General features: G+C 44.5%; 17 protein-coding genes. 5 read left to right on the forward strand and 12 right to left on the reverse strand.

Annotated elements, in window-relative coordinates:
• The first annotated feature begins 2 nt into the window (after positions 1 to 2).
• The 3 genes from BTV98_RS13850 to BTV98_RS06630 all read left to right on the forward strand — a co-directional run bounded on the left by BTV98_RS13850 (position 3) and on the right by BTV98_RS06630 (position 2299).
• On the forward strand, positions 3 to 635 hold the full coding sequence (locus BTV98_RS13850) for an alpha-E domain-containing protein (protein WP_264752920.1): 633 nt from the start codon (positions 3 to 5) through the stop codon (positions 633 to 635).
• A 97-nt stretch (positions 636 to 732) separates the two neighbouring features.
• Entirely contained in the window at positions 733 to 1518 is a 786-nt protein-coding gene (locus tag BTV98_RS06625) for a transglutaminase family protein (protein ID WP_058368831.1), read from the forward strand.
• 40 nt (positions 1519 to 1558) lie between these two features.
• Entirely contained in the window at positions 1559 to 2299 is a 741-nt protein-coding gene (locus tag BTV98_RS06630) for a peptidase (protein WP_058368832.1), read from the forward strand.
• 52 nt (positions 2300 to 2351) lie between these two features.
• Here BTV98_RS06630 and uvrA read toward each other — a convergent pair whose 3' ends face one another.
• The 6 genes from uvrA to yghU all read right to left on the reverse strand — a co-directional run bounded on the left by uvrA (position 2352) and on the right by yghU (position 11906).
• Entirely contained in the window at positions 2352 to 4892 is a 2541-nt protein-coding gene (gene uvrA / locus BTV98_RS06635; RefSeq protein WP_058368846.1) for an excinuclease ABC subunit UvrA, read from the reverse strand.
• A gap of 252 nt (positions 4893 to 5144) precedes the next feature.
• Complete coding sequence (locus BTV98_RS06640) at positions 5145 to 5684, reverse strand: redoxin domain-containing protein (protein ID WP_075103221.1); 540 nt, start codon at positions 5682 to 5684, stop codon at positions 5145 to 5147.
• 161 nt (positions 5685 to 5845) lie between these two features.
• Positions 5846 to 7090, reverse strand: a complete 1245-nt coding sequence (locus BTV98_RS06645) for a DUF819 domain-containing protein (RefSeq protein WP_058368834.1) — start codon at positions 7088 to 7090, stop codon at positions 5846 to 5848.
• A gap of 204 nt (positions 7091 to 7294) precedes the next feature.
• The gene (locus BTV98_RS06650) at positions 7295 to 8935 is read right to left on the reverse strand and encodes a DEAD/DEAH box helicase (RefSeq protein ID WP_075103222.1); all 1641 of its coding nucleotides are present in this window, start codon (positions 8933 to 8935) and stop codon (positions 7295 to 7297) included.
• A gap of 559 nt (positions 8936 to 9494) precedes the next feature.
• Positions 9495 to 10658 carry a DUF1176 domain-containing protein gene (locus tag BTV98_RS06655; RefSeq protein ID WP_256713854.1) on the reverse strand — a complete coding sequence of 388 codons (1164 nt, stop codon included), beginning with the start codon at positions 10656 to 10658 and terminating at the stop codon, positions 9495 to 9497.
• Positions 10659 to 11051: 393 nt separating this feature from the next.
• Positions 11052 to 11906 (reverse strand): glutathione-dependent disulfide-bond oxidoreductase, encoded by an 855-nt coding sequence (gene yghU, locus BTV98_RS06660; protein WP_058368838.1) that lies wholly within the window; start codon positions 11904 to 11906, stop codon positions 11052 to 11054.
• A gap of 404 nt (positions 11907 to 12310) precedes the next feature.
• Between yghU and BTV98_RS06665 the strand changes: the two genes are divergently transcribed.
• The gene (locus BTV98_RS06665; protein WP_075103223.1) at positions 12311 to 13687 is read left to right on the forward strand and encodes a DHA2 family efflux MFS transporter permease subunit; all 1377 of its coding nucleotides are present in this window, start codon (positions 12311 to 12313) and stop codon (positions 13685 to 13687) included.
• Between the two features lie 177 nt (positions 13688 to 13864).
• Here the strand turns inward: BTV98_RS06665 and bfr (BTV98_RS06670) are convergent, their stop codons facing one another.
• The 3 genes from bfr (BTV98_RS06670) to BTV98_RS06680 all read right to left on the reverse strand — a co-directional run bounded on the left by bfr (BTV98_RS06670) (position 13865) and on the right by BTV98_RS06680 (position 15523).
• On the reverse strand, positions 13865 to 14347 hold the full coding sequence (bfr, locus tag BTV98_RS06670) for a bacterioferritin (RefSeq protein WP_058368840.1): 483 nt from the start codon (positions 14345 to 14347) through the stop codon (positions 13865 to 13867).
• 68 nt (positions 14348 to 14415) lie between these two features.
• Entirely contained in the window at positions 14416 to 14904 is a 489-nt protein-coding gene (gene bfr, locus BTV98_RS06675) for a bacterioferritin (protein ID WP_075103224.1), read from the reverse strand.
• A 427-nt stretch (positions 14905 to 15331) separates the two neighbouring features.
• Positions 15332 to 15523, reverse strand: a complete 192-nt coding sequence (locus tag BTV98_RS06680) for a bacterioferritin-associated ferredoxin (RefSeq protein ID WP_058368842.1) — start codon at positions 15521 to 15523, stop codon at positions 15332 to 15334.
• 629 nt (positions 15524 to 16152) lie between these two features.
• Here BTV98_RS06680 and BTV98_RS06685 point away from each other — a divergent pair.
• Positions 16153 to 16464 (forward strand): helix-turn-helix transcriptional regulator, encoded by a 312-nt coding sequence (locus BTV98_RS06685; protein WP_058368843.1) that lies wholly within the window; start codon positions 16153 to 16155, stop codon positions 16462 to 16464.
• Between the two features lie 83 nt (positions 16465 to 16547).
• Here the strand turns inward: BTV98_RS06685 and BTV98_RS06690 are convergent, their stop codons facing one another.
• From BTV98_RS06690 to cysT, 3 genes are all read right to left on the reverse strand, one after another.
• Positions 16548 to 17270 carry a sulfate/molybdate ABC transporter ATP-binding protein gene (locus BTV98_RS06690; RefSeq protein ID WP_075103225.1) on the reverse strand — a complete coding sequence of 241 codons (723 nt, stop codon included), beginning with the start codon at positions 17268 to 17270 and terminating at the stop codon, positions 16548 to 16550.
• Positions 17271 to 17371: 101 nt separating this feature from the next.
• On the reverse strand, positions 17372 to 18322 hold the full coding sequence (gene cysW / locus BTV98_RS06695) for a sulfate ABC transporter permease subunit CysW (protein ID WP_058368847.1): 951 nt from the start codon (positions 18320 to 18322) through the stop codon (positions 17372 to 17374).
• Position 18323: 1 nt separating this feature from the next.
• Positions 18324 to 19208, reverse strand: a complete 885-nt coding sequence (cysT, locus tag BTV98_RS06700; protein ID WP_058368848.1) for a sulfate ABC transporter permease subunit CysT — start codon at positions 19206 to 19208, stop codon at positions 18324 to 18326.
• Positions 19209 to 19394 lie beyond the last annotated feature (186 nt).

Below are 19394 nucleotides of genomic sequence, written 5' to 3' on the forward strand. Positions count from 1 at the left end.
CTATGATATTACTACTATCTACCGCCAATCATCTGATCTGGCTCGGTAGATATAGCGAGCGGCTCTATTGCTACGACAATATCATGAAGCATCTGATCAAAGGCGATCTTAAAAAATCACAACTAAAACATTTAATCAGCTCTTTAGGCTTTGAAGCTGATCTTAACGATTCATCAAAATCTATCACTGCTCAAATGCTACGGGACTTGGCACAAAATAAAATCCCTAACGTGGTTCAGTCCATCGAGACCAATGTACAAGAAGCGAAAGGCGTCATCGGTGAAGATGCCGCTGAGCTGTATAACTTAATTAAACGTTTATCGAGTGCGGGCACGTATCGGGCGGCCGCGCTGCAGCTTCATGCCTGCAACGCAGCCATGGCACAAGAGCATCCAACTGTGACCTGCTTTTGGCAATTGGGACGCTTATTTGAGCGGCTTGAACGAGCAGTATTGTTAGACGAAGATGCGACAGAAATCAGTCTTGAATTTAAATATTGGATTAGTGAGTTACCAGAGAACACACGCTGGCGTGAGCTTACGCGCTTGACCAATCAGATGATCAAATCAAAACAACTGTGTGACTTTAAGCTCATCAGCCGAGAGTTCAGTATCATCCTTCAGCAAGGAGTCTGATACGGCAGGCTTTTGCTTAGTTAACTATCATTTGCTTAATCATTAGCAAATGCGCGTCCATATAATCAAGACAGTAGATAAAACAAAGGATGACGTTATGAAACTTCAAATCAGCCATCAGACCAACTACTACTATGGCGAGCTGGCCCAGCGCAGCGTACAGTATATACGTATGACACCGATGCAACTGCCGCATCAAATCATTCATCAGTGGGATGTTATGCTACCCAAAGTTGCTACCAGTCAAAAGGACGGCTTTGGCAATGACTGGCTCACGCTTAGTCGTAACGAAGCGCACAATAATTTACAGATGCAAGCGTCAGGCATCGTTGAGATTAATACCGATACTGAGCGACTAGAGGATATGGATAACGTCCCCTACCTGCTCTTTACCGTACAAAGCCCCTTGACCAAGTGCTCAGAGGCAATGCGTACATTTGCAGCGCCTTATCTAAAAAACCCGACGCATGACAGTTTAAAAGCGCTGGCGGCTGAGCTATTAACGAAGATGCCTTATATAAAAGATACTACCCATGTCGGTACGACCGCAGCCGAAGCTTTTGCAATAGGCGCTGGGGTGTGCCAAGACCACACCCATGTATTTGTGGGCTGCTGCCGTGATCAACAAATACCAGCGCGTTATGTATCAGGCTACCTGTATGACGATACTGAGAACCACATGGCAAGTCATGCTTGGGCTGAGGTATGGCTCGATGGCTACTGGTATACCTTTGATGTTTCAAACCAGCTATTTCAGCCAAGCGCTCATGTATATGTCGCTATTGGTCGCGATTACTTAGACGCAGCTCCTGTGCGCGGCGTACGCATGGGTGGCGGTTATGAGAATCTATACAGTCAAGTACTAGTCACGCGATTATCGTAGTGGCAGATTTTATGCAATTTATACTTATTAGGAATATCTCATGACTTATTGTGCTGCTATTCGCCTCAAAGAAGGGATGGTTTTTGCCAGTGACACCCGAACCAATGCAGGCGTGGACCACATCTCAACCTTTAGAAAGTTATATCAATATGGCGTTGAGGGTGAGCGTTTTATGGTACTACAAACAGCTGGTAGCCTTGCGACCTCGCAGGCGGTATTTAACAAATTACAGAGCGATATTCATTTGCGCTCTGAACACAGCTTACATACCGTTTCTTCATTATTTGACGGCGCGCAAATGGTTGGCGAATGTATGCGTCATGTCATGACAAATGCACAAAGAGTCGCTAATGATAACAATAGCGGTACTTTCACCAGCTCGTTTTTATTAGGTGGTCAAATAAAAGGGCAACCGCCCGAGCTGTATATGATTTACCCTGAAGGCAACTGTATTAGAGCAACTCAAGACACGCCATTTTTTCAGCTTGGTGAAAGCAAATACGGCAAGCCTATTCTTGATCGTTCAGTGAAATACGATACTGGGGTGAATCATGCTGCTCAGGCATTAATGTTATCGTTTGACTCGACCATTCATTCTAACCTGTCCGTTGGTATGCCAATAGACTTTGTGATTTACCAAAATGATAGTCTCACGCTACCTAAAGGCCGCCGTATCGAGGAAGACGACGAATACTTTAAAACTATTAGTCGTCAGTGGTTAGAAGCACTGCGTCATACGCTAGTTGAATTACCTGCCTGCCCTGATAATTATTGGGAATGAGGGACTTTCTTAATGATGTTGCGCTTGCTCGCATTTAATTTTAAAAATATTACTACACCAATAAAAACGGCGCAGTTTGGCTGGTCTTTGATTTTGCCACATCCTCAGGTGTGCCTTGAGCGACGATAGATCCACCCGCATCCCCTGCGCCTGGGCCAATATCGATAATCCAGTCGCTATTGCTGGCCACTTGCATATCGTGCTCAACCATAATGACGGTATTGCCCGCCTCGACGAGCGCATTCAATTGCGCCATTAGCATCGACACATCGGCAGGATGCAGACCGGTGGTCGGCTCATCCAAGATATAGAGCGTATCACCACGCTGGGTACGTTGTAGCTCGGTGGCAAGCTTGATACGCTGCGCCTCCCCGCCCGACAGTTCAGTCGCTGGCTGTCCCAGACGCAAGTAGCCAAGACCAACTTGCAAGAGAGCATCTAAAGCACGTAATATCGAGGCTTCTCCGTCAAAAAACGCATAAGCGGCTTCTACCGTGAGATCCAGCACTTCAGCGATGTTTTTATCTCGGTAAGTAATCGCCAGCGTGTCATTATCATAGCGCTGACTGTGACAGACTTGACAAGGCGCATAAACGCTGGGCAAAAATAGCAGCTCAACACTGACAAACCCTAGGCCTTCACAGTTAGGGCAGCGACCCTTTGGCGTGTTAAAGGAAAAACGTCCCGCATCATAGCCACAGGCTTTGGCCTCTGCCGTTGCCGCAAATAATTTACGAACATCATCAAACAGCCCCGTATACGTGGCAAGGTTTGAGCGTGGCGTACGGCCAATGGCTTTTTGATTGATATCAATAAGGCGACTGACCTTGTCCATGCCAGCAATGATTTTGCCTTTAGTGACCGTCTCAAACTCCTGCTCTAGCAAATCTGCTTCAACCGCTGGCGCATCTGCACTGGATTTTTTTCCTAATGCCTCATTGACTAATTCAACTAGTGCCTGACTGACCAAACTTGATTTACCTGATCCCGATACGCCAGTCACACAGCTCATAACCCCTAGTGGCAACTCAATACTTAACCCTTGGATATTGTTACGCTCTATATCAGCAAGCTTTAGCCAAGCGTTAGGTTTTCTAAGCGGTTTTTTGTGTGTCGCCTCTTTATCGGTAAAGAGATATTGTGCCGTTGTTGATTCAGTGGCCTGGCGCAAACCCTCTACAGGACCGCTATAGACAATCTCGCCGCCATGCGTACCCGCCTGTGGCCCGACATCGACCACCCAGTCGGCATGACGAATAACACTCACATCATGCTCAACGACAAACATTGAATTGCCAGCGGCGATGAGCTCATCCAATGCACCCAGAAGTGCTTGCGTGTCGGCAGGATGCAAGCCTGCGGATGGTTCATCAAGCACATATACCACCCCAAACAGCTGCGAGCGTATTTGGGTGGCCAGACGCAAACGCTGTAACTCCCCTGGAGATAAGGTCGGTGTGGTGCGCTCAAGCGATAAGTAACCCAAGCCGAGTCTCGTTAATGCCTCAACACGCGTTAAAATGTCGCTAGCGATCCGCTGTGCGACGATGGCTTTTTCGCGGTTGGGGGTGTCATCTTCGATTTTTGTACATACTGTTTTTTCCAGCGTTAACGCCAAATCGGTTAAGGTAAGTTGCGACAGCTCGCCGATATCCAGCCCTACAAACTTTACTGATAGCGATTCTTTTTTGAGCTTTTTGCCATGACATTCTGGGCATACAGATATTTGCATAAACTGCGAGACCCGTTTTTTGACCCGTGGGCTTTGCGTGGTGGTAAAGGCATTTAAAATAAAGTTTTTGGCGCTGATATAGGTACCCATATAATTGGGCTTCTCTCCTTTTTCAATCGCAGCGCGCGTTTGCGTCATATCATATTCAGGATAGACTGGTACCGTTGGCGTCTCATCAGTAAATAAAATCCAGTCGCGAGACTTTCTGGGCAATTTGTGCCACGGCGTATCGATATCATAGCCAAGCGTGGTTAATATCCGGCTCAAGTTTTGACCTTGCCAAGCACCGGGCCACGATGCAATCGCCCGCTCACGAATGGACTTGCTACCATCAGGCACCATCAACTCTTCGGTCACATCAAACACTCGGCCAATACCCGAGCACATCGGGCACGCCCCCTCTGGGGTATTGGGCGAAAACGCATCGGCGTAGAGCATCTCTTGATCTGCTGGGTACTCGCCAGCCCGTGAGTACAACATCCGCAGGCCGTTCGATATGGTCGTGACACTACCAACGGAAGAGCGTACAGAAGGCGTGCCGCGCTGCTGCTGTAAGGCGACTGCAGGTGGCAGACCTTCTATGGCATCGACATCTGGCTCGTCCACTTGATCGATCAGACGCCTTGCATACGGTGACACCGAATCGAGATAACGCCGCTGCGATTCGGCGAACAAAGTCCCAAACGCCAGCGATGACTTCCCTGAGCCTGATATGCCCGTAAACACCACAAGCGCATCACGTGGCAAGTCAACGTCGACGTTTTTTAGATTATGCACACGTGCGCCTCGGACTTGAACGTGGCTATTTGGTGGTTTGTTTCGTTGATGATTGGGAGTGTTATAAGGGTCGTGGAAGTTCATGTTATTATGCTTGGCCATACCGCAGTCTTTCCTTTTAACTCATTATTATTATAAGATTTGATTCACAAGAGGTTAACACACCTTGGTTGTAGGCTATGGCTGGGCTTACGTATTCATAGCATAGAGAGACAAAACGATAACTTTATACTTAAGTGATATAAAAAGAGCGTGGCAAGATATTTTCTTGGCACGCTCTTTTTAATCAAGATTTTACGTTTTTAATGTATTTTTTTAATTGATAATGCGCCGTGTTTAATACTCGTGAGTACCTCGAATTGGATAATCTTTGTCTCTGATAAACGCCAAACCCTCTGCTAGCGTTTTTAGATCAGGTCTCACAAAAGGATTGTTTGAGATATCCACGACTTGAATATCCCCTTTATCATTAACCACGTAGATACCAGGCTCAGCAAACGGATGATCGGTTTCGTTTTCTGAGCGCGGGTCAGAGATATAAAGTCCCAGCGTTTTCATTTGCTTAACACTCAAACCATAAGCGATCGGGAAATCGATGTCTATATCGTCAAAGTGGCTTTCTAGCTGTTCTTTACTGTCGCCAGATACCGCAATGATATCGACACCTGTTTTATAAAAAGACTCCTTTCTAGTCTCAAGTTCATTGAGATATTTGGTGCACATCGGGCAATGCTGACCGCGATAAATAACGACCAGTTTCCAATCATGGCCATGGGCTGGTTTCCCCAATGACTGCATCTCACCGTTATATAACTGTACTTCCATCTCAGGAAACTTGGTGCCAGAAAGCAATTTTTGATTATAAGCTGCTTGCATAATTTTATCCTTATATATTCTCATTATTGTAACTTTGAAGATTCATTTTGACCAATCGTTCAACATCTCACCGACGATGGTATAATTAAAAAGCCAACAGTTAAGTCGGCTTTTTGTTATGAAATGATACCTATTAGCAACCTAGAGAGATATTTCTAATCTCAGCCCACCACCAGCCGCATCATCTGCGTGCTGATATAACCGCCAAAAGTACCGACCGCATAGCCAAGAATTCCCAAAAACACGCCGACAGGTGCCAAGGAAGGATGAAAGGCAGTGGCGACAATCGGTGCTGAGGACGCGCCGCCCGTATTGGCATTGGAGCCTACTGCCAAAAAGAAAAACGGCGCACGAATCATCCGAGCAACAGCAAAAATAATGACGATGTGAATACTCATCCATAGCAGGCCAATGAGCAGCAGTCGCCACTGTGAGACGATACCCGCTAGATTGATTTGCATGCCGATAGCTGCGATCAGTACAAAGATAAATACTGTACCAACTTTTGAGGCACCCACATGATCAAGCCGGCGAATTTTAGTAAAGGAAAAGATTACCCCTATGATGGTAATGATGACCACCATCCAAAAGAAGCTACTGGCAAAACTGTACTGCACCGCCCAACTATAAGGCGCAAAAAATCCTGCGATTTGTCCGCCCAAAAAGTGCGCCACGCCCACCATGGCAAAGCACAGGCCAAACATCACCATGAGGTCATTGAGTGTCGCAGGCCGCGCATGGTGACGCTCATAGCTCTCAACCGCGGTGATGACTTTGTCGATACTGCTGCTATCGGCTCTTAATAATTTATCAATTTTATCGCTGTGTTTGGCCATGATGAGTATCGCGAGTAACCACAGCGAAGCGTTGGTGGTATCGACCAGAATCATCATGCCAAATAAGTCGTCACTGACCCCAAACAGCTCTTTCATCGCCGCCTGATTCGCCGCGCCACCAATCCAGCTGCCTGCCACGGCCGAAAACCCACGCCACAAGGTGTCATCGCTAAACATACTGGGCGACACCCATTTGGCGATGCCTAAGCTGATCGGACCACTGATGATAATGGCAATACTGGCGGCAAAAAACATGGCAATGGCTTTCCAACCTAGACCCAATATCTTGGGCACATCCATCGACAGGGTCATCAGTAGCAAGCTGGCTGGCAACAAATAGGTAGCCGTAAAGCCATAAATCTGTGAGCCAATACCATCAGCAAAAACGCCCAAGCTATTCAGGGTTGCCGGTATAAAGCAGCACAGTACGATACCGGGTAACACCGCATAAAAACGTCGCCAAAACTTACCGGGCAATCCTTGGGTATAGAACACCAAGCCGATAATGGCCATAATAATACCAAACGCTAACGGCAAACTATCAATTGCAAAACTTGAGGTGGCGGGCATCAAAAGGCTCCGGAGTGTACGTTCAATCAAAGTTTGTCAGTATAGACAAGGCAAAAAACAGGTGCAAGCTGCTATTTGGCCAAATTCTAAATTGAATAGACACAAAAAAGCCAGATAACACGTATCTGGCTTTTTACAGCTTTACTATAGGGCCAAATGAGCGGCTTTACTATAAACCGTGATTAGCCATTAAAACTAACGTTATTACGAGTTTCTACCACGGTTGCCGCCAGTTGGACGACCTTGACCGCGGCTGTCAGAGCGATTGGCTGGACGACCTTGACTACCACTTGGACGACCGCGACCAGAAGCGGCACGTTCACCGCGCGGTGCGCTATTACCGTCACCGCGGTTAGGACCACTGCGCTTACCTTGGTATGGTTTGCCGCCTGAGCGCTCATTTGGTTTGCCTTGATAGCCACTGTCGTTGCTGGCGCGTTGACCGGTAGCTGCGCGATCACTTGAACGACCACCAGTAGACTTGCCAGCATAACCACCGCTTGAACGGCCACGGCCTTGACCACCACCGTTAGAACGTCCGCGACCACGGCCACGACCGCGGCCTTTATTTTCACTCGGTACGTAAGTTTTCTTTGGCTCCATGCCTTCGATGACACAGACTTCCATTTTACGATCTAAGTAGCGATTAATAGCGTTTAGCTGTGGACGATCATCCATGCTACATAAGCTAATAGCCACACCTGTACGACCAGCACGGCCACAGCGGCCAATACGGTGGACATAGTCTTCAGTTTGACGCGGTAAGTCATAGTTGATGACGTGAGAGATGGCTGGCACATCGAGACCACGGGCAGCAACGTCAGTCGCCACTAAGATTTTGCATTTACCATTACGCAAGTCTTGCACGATACGATTACGTTTGCTTTGCGGCAAGTCGCCATGTAGGAAGCTTGCTTTATGGCCCTGCTCTTGTAGCGATTTGGCCAGCTTTTCCGTGCTACGTTTGGTTGCGGCAAAGATAATGATTTGCTCCATCTCTGGCTGGCAAACGACTTTATCAAGCAGTCTGTTTTTGTGCTCAAAGTCGTCACAGTAGTATACTTTTTCTTCGATATGTGCTGACTCAACTTTGATAGACACACGCTCAGGGTTTTTAGTAAAGCTAGCGGCGATTTTGCCGACAGGACCATCCCAAGTGGCTGAACACATAATCGTCTGACGATCCGTTGGCGCAGCGCTTAAGATATCACTGATGTCATCAGCAAAACCCATGTCTAGCATACGGTCTGCTTCATCAAGCACAAGTACTTCAAGGTTAGATAAGTCGACACGGCCTGCTTTGATATGGTCAAGTAAACGACCTGGCGTGGCGACAATGACCTGTACGCCTTTTCTTAAGGCTGTGATCTGACCATTGTATGGCGCACCGCCGACCAACGGCACACAGAATAGACCGCGCATGTCTTTTGAGTACGTGCGCACACTGTCATGTACTTGCTGAGCAAGCTCACGAGTTGGCGTTAGGATAAGGGCTTTGGTGAGCTTATCAAAGCTGGTGGCACGGCTTAGGCGATCGAGTACTGGGATGACAAAAGCGGCAGTTTTACCACTACCGGTTTGCGCGGACAATAATAAGTCACGACCTTGTAGAGCAAAAGGAATGGCTTGTGCTTGGATAGGTGTTGGATTGGTATAACCAATACGATCAAGCGCCGTCAAAATTGGCTTGGCAATATTAAGATCGCTAAAGGTTGTTTGGTCTTCTGAGGCCGCGTCTGTTGCTGCTTGAGCAGTGGCGTCCGTGTTAGAGATGTCAGTGTTTGGAGTATCGGTGCTTTCGATGATGCCGTTTTCAGCGGCGATGGTAGATAAGATATCAGTCATGAGGATCCTTGGTAAGTATAAGCTGCTGTACATTCAGCAAGCTTGATGCATACCACTGATAACCGTTCACCACGCAGCCTTTATTGAACATTACCGAAACACAAAAAAGTGTCGATAATTAAAAGCCAAGCTGCTAAAGCTAAGCTTTTACAATAAATGCGTGCATGCTGTCTGACGTATTTTGGTGGTAGTGCCGAGTGTCTTATCCTTGTCTGATATAGGCGCATTATCGATGCTTTATCCAAAGCAGATAAGGGCGAATAACAACCAATCTAGCCCACAATCATAGGGCAATAGATAAGATATGAGTCAAAAATAACTGACGTTTTATAAAACGTTATTTAAGTACACAAAATCATCGGCAACAATTACTAATGGTCAATCCTAGACCCAAAATCGCAGGCGATGTTATCAATCTCATAATTCACGAAAGCTTAAACTTTCGTGGCGACGTAGTATAGCATAATGAAACTGCTATCAGTACCTATTTTTTAATGCATCGATAAAAACATGATGCTTATTAATTAAAAATAGGGTTTCGTAAATCTATAGAGCTGTCTTAACGCAGGGTATTGACCTCAGATACATAGGTTGGCAGCTGCCATGCTCCGCCTGCTTCAATCATACGGCACAGCCCCGTACTACTCTCATGACTTTTTACAAAATTCTTGCCAGTCCATATCCAGTCGGTTTTATTTAAACAATCACCAATACCGCGGCCTTTTTGTACAGAACTGATCTTACCATTTGCATAATCGGTCGCCTCGGTGGTTATCAACACTGGATCATAGGGTTTTTTATCATTCATGACCCACATTCCTGTTCCTGCATTATAAGCACCCATCCAGCAGTTGTGCTGAATTAGCAATTGTGATCCATTCAGACGACTGATACGCCAAGGTGATTTATCCATTAGATTTGGGCAGTCAGTATCTACATTCGCTATCGTGCCTTTTGTCAATGCAGATAACTGTGAGGGCTTCATACTAAACTTCTCTTTACGGCTTGAGGTGGCTCTAATATTAGGCACTATGAGACGTAGTTGAGGAGCAGGTTTGGGTGGTAGTACATTACTGTTAGACTTGCTTGCGCCATTGGTACTGACTAGCGCACTTGGCGTCCCTACTCGTCCTTGTGCTTCATCAGCCTTTATCATAACTGCCATTGCGCCCTTGTCAGACAACTGCCAACGCGAGTTACGCATAACCAGCTCAATCTTACTAGATTTGGTCAACGCCTCAAGTAACGCGGCAACTTGGGTTGCGGTCAGCTCTGCATCACCTGCCACTGTTGAGAAAGGCTTGGTTTCTCCCAAATCCTTACCATCAATAAATAACGACATACGATGACGATTACCCAGCTGCAGAAGCGCTTTGGTAGAGCTTTCTTTGGCACCGCCAAGCTTGACTTTACCCATGACGTTAGCCTCACTACCTGCACGGCGCATGAGTAATATAGAGATAGGAAAATCACTGTTTTCTGCTTGATAACCTGCTAATCGGCAAGTACGCGTATTGTCACAAGCTACTTGCCAGTCTTGATGCGTCAGCTCAACCGCTGCGCTACTTGTCGAACACACTGCTATAGCACTGATGGCTAATAATGTCGACGATACTATTTTTTTAATAGAAAAAATACTTTTTAAAGAGGGACCACTAAGGGCTTTGTCCCGCGAGATACTGTTTGTCCAAGCCAATTTATTCTTATTATTTTTATACTTCATACCATTATTGCCTACAGCCATATTTGACTGTATAGGCTTATAAAATAAACCCTTCATAATTCTCACTCACCAACAGAGGAAATATAAAAAATGAATCTCAATGAACACAGTAACTTGCCACCTCAACTCACTGACGTTTCGGTCTGTTATTACAATGTATCATTCTGTAAAGCCACAAGCAAACAACTTTCAATCAGTTATCAGAATTATTTCAATCATTTTTTATAAAAAGGCCGATCAATATTGTATTAATCAGCCTACACACTATTACTCACTTAAAATACAAATGATTCATAAAAATCACGATTGTAAAAGCAGCTATCGAATAAAATTTAGTTAAACAAAACAACGTAAACCCTTAAAAAATATCTTAGATCAATAGCAAGCAGTTGTTTAAACGATAGGTTTTAAACTTAAGTCTACAGCACGCTTAACTGCTGGACGCTCAGCGATATTTTTTGCCCAGCGTTTGACATGCTCATACTCATCTACTTGTAAAAATTCAGCGGCATCATAGAGCTTCCCAAGCACTAATTGTCCATACCATGCCCAAATGATCATATCAGCGATATTGTAATCAGCATCATCATCACCGCCCATGTATTTATGGTGTTTCAAGTGTTTGTTTAGCACATCAAGCTGGCGTTTGGTCTCCATTGTATAGCGGTTTATGGGATACTCTAAAGGCTCAGGCGCATAAGCATAAAAATGCCCAAAACCGCCACCTAAGAAAGGCGCACTACCCATCTGCCACATAACCCAAGACAGACAATCTGCGCGCGCCTTTCCTAAAGATAGCGGGATAAATTTACCAAACTTTTCGGCCAAATACATCATGATAGCGCCAGACTCAAAAATCGCCACAGGCTTGCCGGCTTCACTATTGGCATGATCGACTAGAGCTGGTATTTTTGAGTTGGGGTTTATGTCCACAAACCCTGAGCCAAACTGGGCGCCTTCAGAGATATCAATTTTATAGGCATCATACTCAGCGCCTTTGACGCCCAGCTCAGCCAGCTCTTCTAAAAGGATATTTACCTTGACGCCATTTGGGGTGTTGAGCGAATACAGCTGCAAAGGCGCATCGCCCACAGGCAGCGCTTGCTCGTAGCGCGCGCCGGCGGTTGGACGATTGATATTAGCAAACTTGCCGCCATTGTCTTTGTCTTGTACCCAAACTTTTGGCGGTGTGTAGGTCTCATTTTGCTCATTAGTATTGTTATTAGACTGGTTATTATCCTGACTCATGACATATCCTTAATATAGGGTTCTTAGTTCATGTTTATAAAGTTATCGATGTTTTATCAGCGAATACGATGCGCTTATTTGTTACTTAAGCGGCAAGACAAGGTTTACTATAGCGAGAACTTACCTGTACATTAAAGTTCTCTCTTGTAATCAGTGTAGTGCTTTCAATACTGCCTTTTATAAAACGCTACCTTGATTCACTGTTATTTCGCGCCACTCTTTCTTATACTACTCACCTTGCATCGGTTATCACCTATCATCAATAAAACCATTAGGGTGTTCGTCCGGCTCATAGTACTATTTGTACCCCTTTGCTCGTCTGAACTGTACCAATCCTATTCTAGTTTGACTATATAAACAGACCGTTTTGCTTGTCTTAATATCAAAAATCCAATGAGAGTCACATGGTAACGCTAACCCCAACGCAAGAGAAATACCTGCCCTACGTGTTAGCGGTAGCCCTTTTTATGCAGATATTAGATGCGACCATCCTAAACACTTCTTTGCCACAGATGGCTCAAGCATTGGGCGAGTCTCCGCTTAAGATGCAATGGGCAGTCATCAGCTACGCGCTAACGTTGGCGATTTTTATCCCTATCAGTGGCTTTTTGGCGGACAAATACGGCACGCGGCGCATCTTTTTGACCGCCATTGTGATATTTTCTGTCGGCTCGCTACTGTGCGCGGCTTCGCCAACACTGGACTTTTTGATAGGCTCGCGGGTGATACAAGGGATTGGCGGGGCTATGATGACGCCTGTTGCGCGCTTGATATTGGTCAAGTCTTATCCGCGCAACAAGCTACTGACCGTGATGAACTTTGCCGTGATACCGGCCTTGGTTGCGCCGCTCGTGGGGCCGGTGTTGGGCGGCTATATCGTCCAGTATGCCAGTTGGCATTGGATATTTTTGATCAATATTCCGATGGGTGTTTTAGGGTTTGTTATGGGCAAAAAACTGGTGCCTGCTTTGTTTGAAGACACCAAGCGCCTTGATTGGTTAGGCTTTGGGCTGTTTGCGGCAGCAGCTTGCGGATTTACTCTCGCCGTAGAGTTTGGCTCGCAGGTGGGCCGCGGTGTGTATGGTCTGCTGCTAGCGGTGGCAGCCAGCGTATTGCTAGGCGCTTATCTGGCACATGCCAAACGCCGTCCCGCGCCTTTATTTCCACTGAGCCTATTTGATATTCGTACCTTTCGTATCGGTATCACGGGCAATTTATTTACCCGTTTGGGCATCAGTGCTGTGCCGTTCTTACTGCCGCTCTTATTACAAGTGGTGTTTGAGTACTCGCCCTCACAGGCAGGCTGGCTGCTTGCGCCTATCGCCATTGGTGCCATCGGTATCAAACCTTGGGTCAGCAAAATCATCCAGCGCTTTAGCTACCGTAAGGTTTTAGTATTAAATACTTTATTAATCGGCCTATTAATTATCGTGTTAGCACAGTTCGACAACCCTGATAATTGGCTATGGTTTATCCCGCTGCTTATTGTGATGGGCGCGTGTAACTCTATGCAGTTTAGCGCAATGAACACCATTACCATTGGCGATTTGGAAGGCGCGCAGACCAGTAGCGGCAATAGCCTAATGGCAGTCAATCAGCAGCTAGCAATTGGCTTTGGCATTGCCTTTGGGGCGGCGGTGCTCAACCTATTACGTGAGCGCTTTGGACTAGATACGCTGGCGGCGTTTCATACGACGTATTGGATACTGGGGATTTTGACCATTTTATCAGGGCTGTATTTTTTACGACTTAAGCCTGAAGATGGTCGCGGTTTATACTAGGTTGTGTTTTATTAGGGCGGGTGACGCGTTCAGTCGATACCTATCTAAAGGGCCTAAAACCACAGGAATTAAATCACCATGAATCAAATAGGCATAAAAATACCAGCTTGTCCTTTTATGTATCCCAAGAGAGATACTCAATAAACAAGCTGGCAAGTATAGCGAAATGATGGCTATTTACGGTGCGTCGTCGTCATGCATTTGCGACTGAATATAGCGCTCTACCCCGATGCTTTGTATCAAGTCTTCTTGGGTCTCAAGCCAGTCTTCATATTCCTCATTACCGTCTTTTAGAGTGACCAACAGCTGGCGTGATACATAATCGCGATGGGTTTCACATAAGGTAATCGCGTCAGTGATAATAGCAAATTTTTGCTTTTCTAAACGCAGGTTACAATCAATCATTTCAGGTACGTCTTCTGCGATAAACATCTTGCCATAATCTTGTAAGTTTGGCAGACCGCCTAATAACAAAATACGTGCAATCAAATCATCCGACCACTTCATCTCAGCGATAGACTGTTTGTAACAATTGTCGTTTAACGCTTCAAGCCCCCAATGACGAGCGATGCGTGCATGCAAAAAGTACTGATTGATCGCAATTAATGACTGTCCGAGTACTTTATTTAAGGCGCGAATGACCTCTTTATCCCCTTTCATATTTTCTCTCCCTAATCTATTCAATCTATTGATACGTGCTCTAATTATTGCAGCTTAGTATGACGATACTAGACAATATCAGGAGACACTTCCGCCATTTGGCTTTGCAGATAGTTAGGTAGTCCGATCATATCGATAAGGCGTAGCTGCTGCTCTAACCAATGCGCATGATCTTCTTCGGTATCTTTAAGCTGCTCGACCAACATCTCACGGGTAACATAATCTTGCTCTTCTTCACACAGAGCAATACCGTCTTTTAGATGCTGCTGTACTTGATACTCTAAATCAAGGTCAAACTGCAGCATTTCAGGAACTGTGCTCCCAATTTTAATCTCATTAACGCTCATCTTTGGCGTACCGCTGAGCATCAAAATACGGCGAATAATGGCCTGCGCATGTAAAGTCTCGTCTTCCATTTCATGATGGATGCGATCGTACAGCTTGCCATAATGCCACTCAGCATACATCTCTGAATGAATAAAATACTGATCGCGTGCAGCAAGCTCACCGCCCAACAAAAAATTCAAATAATCAATGACTTTTTGGCTACCTATCATAACGTGTACTCCTGTTCCTAGATTGGCACAACTTCTTATATATTTTAGAATTGCTCTATTAGCACAAAAAAGACGTCTTCGTAAGTCATTTACTCATCTTTAAATGTATTAGATATGCTACTAGAGTATCTAATAGTACTAAATAAATATAGTAGCACAAAGGCGGGATAAGGCTTGTAACGTTATGAACTAATAATAAGATATCAGTTGAGAACAATAATTAGAATCGTTGCAAGAGCAATTGTTGTAATAAGGTCAAATAGAGGTCAAGTACAGCTTAACATAGCAAATGAGGATGAGTAAAAGGTCACTACATGCTAGTGATGAACAGTCCATTTTTGGAATCTGTCTTATTCTAAATCTATCTTTGTCAATTAACTGTCATGAACCAAAGACTTTCTTTTTATTGGCATAACAATTGCATCTATTAAACCGCATAAGCCAATATATCAAGTTTGGCATGATGCTCATTTAAATAGTCATTGACCATAGGTTCGCAGCAACCACAACAGGTAGCAACATCAAGAGAGTCTTTTAAGCCATCGAGGGTATCGATTCCTGAAGCAATAGCTGCTTGAATTTGCTTCTCTTTTACATCGTTACAGATACATACGTACATAATTTGCTCCTATCGCTATAGCTTGTTAATGTTGTTTATAATAACGATAATTATTACCATTTACAATAATTGTTTTAATATTAACCGGTTTTGAGTATTTAGGTTTAAGGCATTGATATTAATACATTAGATATAAAAAAATTAGTTTACCTCTGTCACAATATAAAAAAATATATTTATATATTCGTAAATATTAATGTATTCCCGATGAACGGTGTTAAAATAGAGATAAGTGGATATATTTATAATATTCTTGTATATCTAAATATATATTTTGTGTTATTATTGTTTTCAGTTGCTTAAATGTTTTTTATTGTTTTAGTTTGTACTTTATATGTATATATAGACGGCCTGTTTGAAATATTCAGTGTTTGAATATTTAATGTTTGTCTGTAGCTAGACGCAGTTTGACTAGCTAAGACTAGACTGATCGTCTCTATCAAACCCATACAATTATGCTTCAATTTTTTTACTGAATGAATGCTTTTTAATGACTCAATTAATTAGATAGTAAGTTATCGGATACTACTGGGTAATGGATTATCTATTTTATTAACCACTTAACTTCTCTCTTATTAGGATGAATAAAATTCATAAGTAAGCGTGACAATCTATTTGGAATATACTCTATGTCTAATAACAACTTTGCTATGCAGCCTCTTGATTTGTTTAAAGTACTGTCTGATCCAACTCGTTTGAAGTTGTTCCAGATTCTATTTAATAAAGAATCGCGCTGCGTATGTGAATTGGTAGATCTACTTGACCAACCGCAGCCTACGGTTTCTCGTCACCTAAATCACCTAAAAAAGCTAGGAATTCTTAGCTGTTCGCGCGAAGGTACATGGATGTGGTATGAAGTAGCGGATGACTTACCAGAATGGTGTCAAGAGATATTAGAAATTACTTATAAGACGCTTCAAAGCCAGCCAGAAGCCAGCTAATAGTAAAACTTTCTCTATGTATTCGGTGAGCATAAAAAAAGACCTATATCGTTTAGGTCTTTTTTTATGCTCCATGACATTTATTAGACTAAGTCTAAAAAGTCACTCACAAAAGTATTGGCTGGATGATGAATCAACTCTTCTGAGGTCCCCACCTGCTCTACATGACCATGATTCATAACCACAATCTCATCTGACACTGCACGAGCCTCTTCTTGATCGTGCGTCACCATAATACTGGTAATACCAAGCTCATGGTGAATATCTTTTAACCAAGTACGTAGCTCTTTACGTACTTTAGCATCAAGCGCACCAAATGGCTCATCAAGCAGTAACAACTTTGGCTTAACCGCTAAAGCGCGTGCCAGTGCAATCCGCTGACGCTGACCCCCAGAGAGCTGATGAGGATAAGCATTCGCCAGTTGTGGCAACTGTACCAAGTCTAATAGCTCCGCCACGCGCTTGTTGATATCAGTCTTACTAGGACGTTCATTCTTTGGTAATAACGTCAGTCCAAATGCTATATTATCAGCGATATTTTTATGTCGAAATAGCGCATAGTGCTGAAACATAAAGCCAATATGGCGTTTTTGTACCGGTGTGTTAGTTACATCAAGCTCATCAAAAAGTATCTGTCCAGAATCTGCATATTCAAGACCAGCAATAATACGTAGCAAAGTGGTTTTACCGCAGCCTGAGGGTCCAAGCAAAGTGGTCAATTTACCAGTAGGAACGGTAATGTTGATGTTATCCAAGGCGGTAAAGTTACCAAAATTTTTATTTACGTTACGAATTTCGATGCTCATAATGGTACCTTTGATTATATTTTTCTTATCGTGACAAATTATTTATCGGCTACAGCGTTAATCGTATTTAAGTCGGTCATTCCTTATTTAGACCATTTTACTTATATATTTCCTGAGCTGTTAGCGGTCTGTGACGCTGTGGTGTCGGTGGCACTGGCACTCACTGGTAGTTCGGGTGCACTAATCAGCCGTTCGGATTTGGCAAACTTGCGTTCTTGTAATTTGGTCATGACTTGCTGTATGAGGAGCGTTACCAAGGCAAGGGCTGCCAATAAGCTTGATAACGCAAATGCGGCAGTAAAGTTATAATCGTTATAAGCGATCTCAACCAATAGTGGCATGGTATTAGTCTCACCGCGAATATGACCCGATACCACGCTGACTGCGCCAAACTCGCCCATCGCCCGCGCATTGGTCAAAATCAAGCCATAAAGTAAGGCCCATTTGATATTTGGCAAGGTGACATGCCAAAAAGTCTGCCAACCACTCGCGCCTAAAGTAAGCGCGGCTTGCTCTTCACTATCGCCTTGCGTCTGCATGAGCGGTATCAGCTCACGCGCGACAAATGGAAAGGTGACAAACAACGTCGCTAATACAATACCAGGAACAGCATAAATTACCTGAAAACCCATGCCCTCAAGCCAGCCGCCAACGGTAGAGTTCAGACCAAATAACAACACAAACATCAAACCTGCTACTACAGGCGATACCGAAAACGGCAAATCAAGCAAGGTGGTGACCAGCTGTTTGCCTTTAAATTGATAACGCGTGACCAGCCAAGCAATCGCAATACCCATGACCATATTGATCGGTAACACGATACCAGCGGTGATCAATGTTAGCTTGATCGCTTGTAAGGCTTCTGGATCCACGAGCGAGGCGATATAGAGCTGCCAGCCATTCTTAAAAGCTTCATAAAACACTGCCAGTAGTGGTATGACTAACATGACGATCATAAATAAAACAGCAACAGCAATAAAGGTGCGCCGTATCCAAGGAGTGTCTTTGGTTGCAGGATTGCTCTGATAATCATAGCTATTAGATATTTGCATGTTAGCGAGCTCCCACACGGCGCGACAGTTTCCACTGAGCAATATTGATGGTTAATAAAATCACAAATGAGATCAGTAGCATAAATAATGCAACGGCTGATGCGCCTTGCACATCAAATTGCTCAAGCTTACTGATAATGATGAGTGGTAAAATCTCAGATTGCATAGGGATATTACCCGCAATAAAAATCACTGAACCATACTCGCCAGTAGCACGCGCAAACATCATGCCAGCACCCATCAGCAGTGCTGGTAGTAGCTCCGGTAAAATAACTTTGCGAAAGGTCGTTAAGCGATTGGCACCCAATACCGCAGCAGCTTCTTCAAACTCAACAGACAGCTCCGCCAATACCGGCTGCACCGCCCGGACAATAAACGGAAAACTCACTACCACTAAAGCCAGCCAAATACCTAATGGGGTAAAAGCGACTTGGATATCGAACTTGGCAAACCACTGGCCAATTAAACCATTAGGTGCATAAAGTGTGGCAAGTGAGATACCAGTGACTGCGGTCGGCAGCGCAAATGGCAAATCAACCAAGGCGTTAATCATTGACTTGCCCCAAAATTCATAACGAACAAGTACCCACGCAACTAGCGTACCAAACACCATGTTGGTAAGCATGGCCAAAAACGACATCCATAAACTTAGCTTGATAGCAGCTGTCACTTGTGGTTGACTAATGGTCTCCCAAAACCCTGTCCAGCCCATCTGTGTCGTGGTGTAGGCCATCATCGCAAACGGTAGGACTACCAATAACGACAAGCTAAAGACCGTGATGCCCATGCTCAGACCAAACCCTGGCAACACGTTGCGCTGACGTAAACGGGTCAACCAACCTTTTTTATGAAGGGATTTATTGGCAGAAGATGTTTTTGCATTCATAGTGATGTCCTATTGCCTAACGTCAGTACTAGTTCAGAGCTTGGTTTGATACTTAATTCGGTACTTAGCAATGATATTTAGAGTGCCGACCACGTTGTATCGACTGTATTATTAGCTTGCTTACGGTACAAAGGACATAGCGCAGGTGGCCATGTCCTTTATATGGTTGGACGCTACTTGTCAAAT

The organism is Psychrobacter sp. Cmf 22.2, assembly GCF_001921745.1.
In the GTDB taxonomy this organism is placed as follows: Bacteria; Pseudomonadota; Gammaproteobacteria; order Pseudomonadales; family Moraxellaceae; genus Psychrobacter.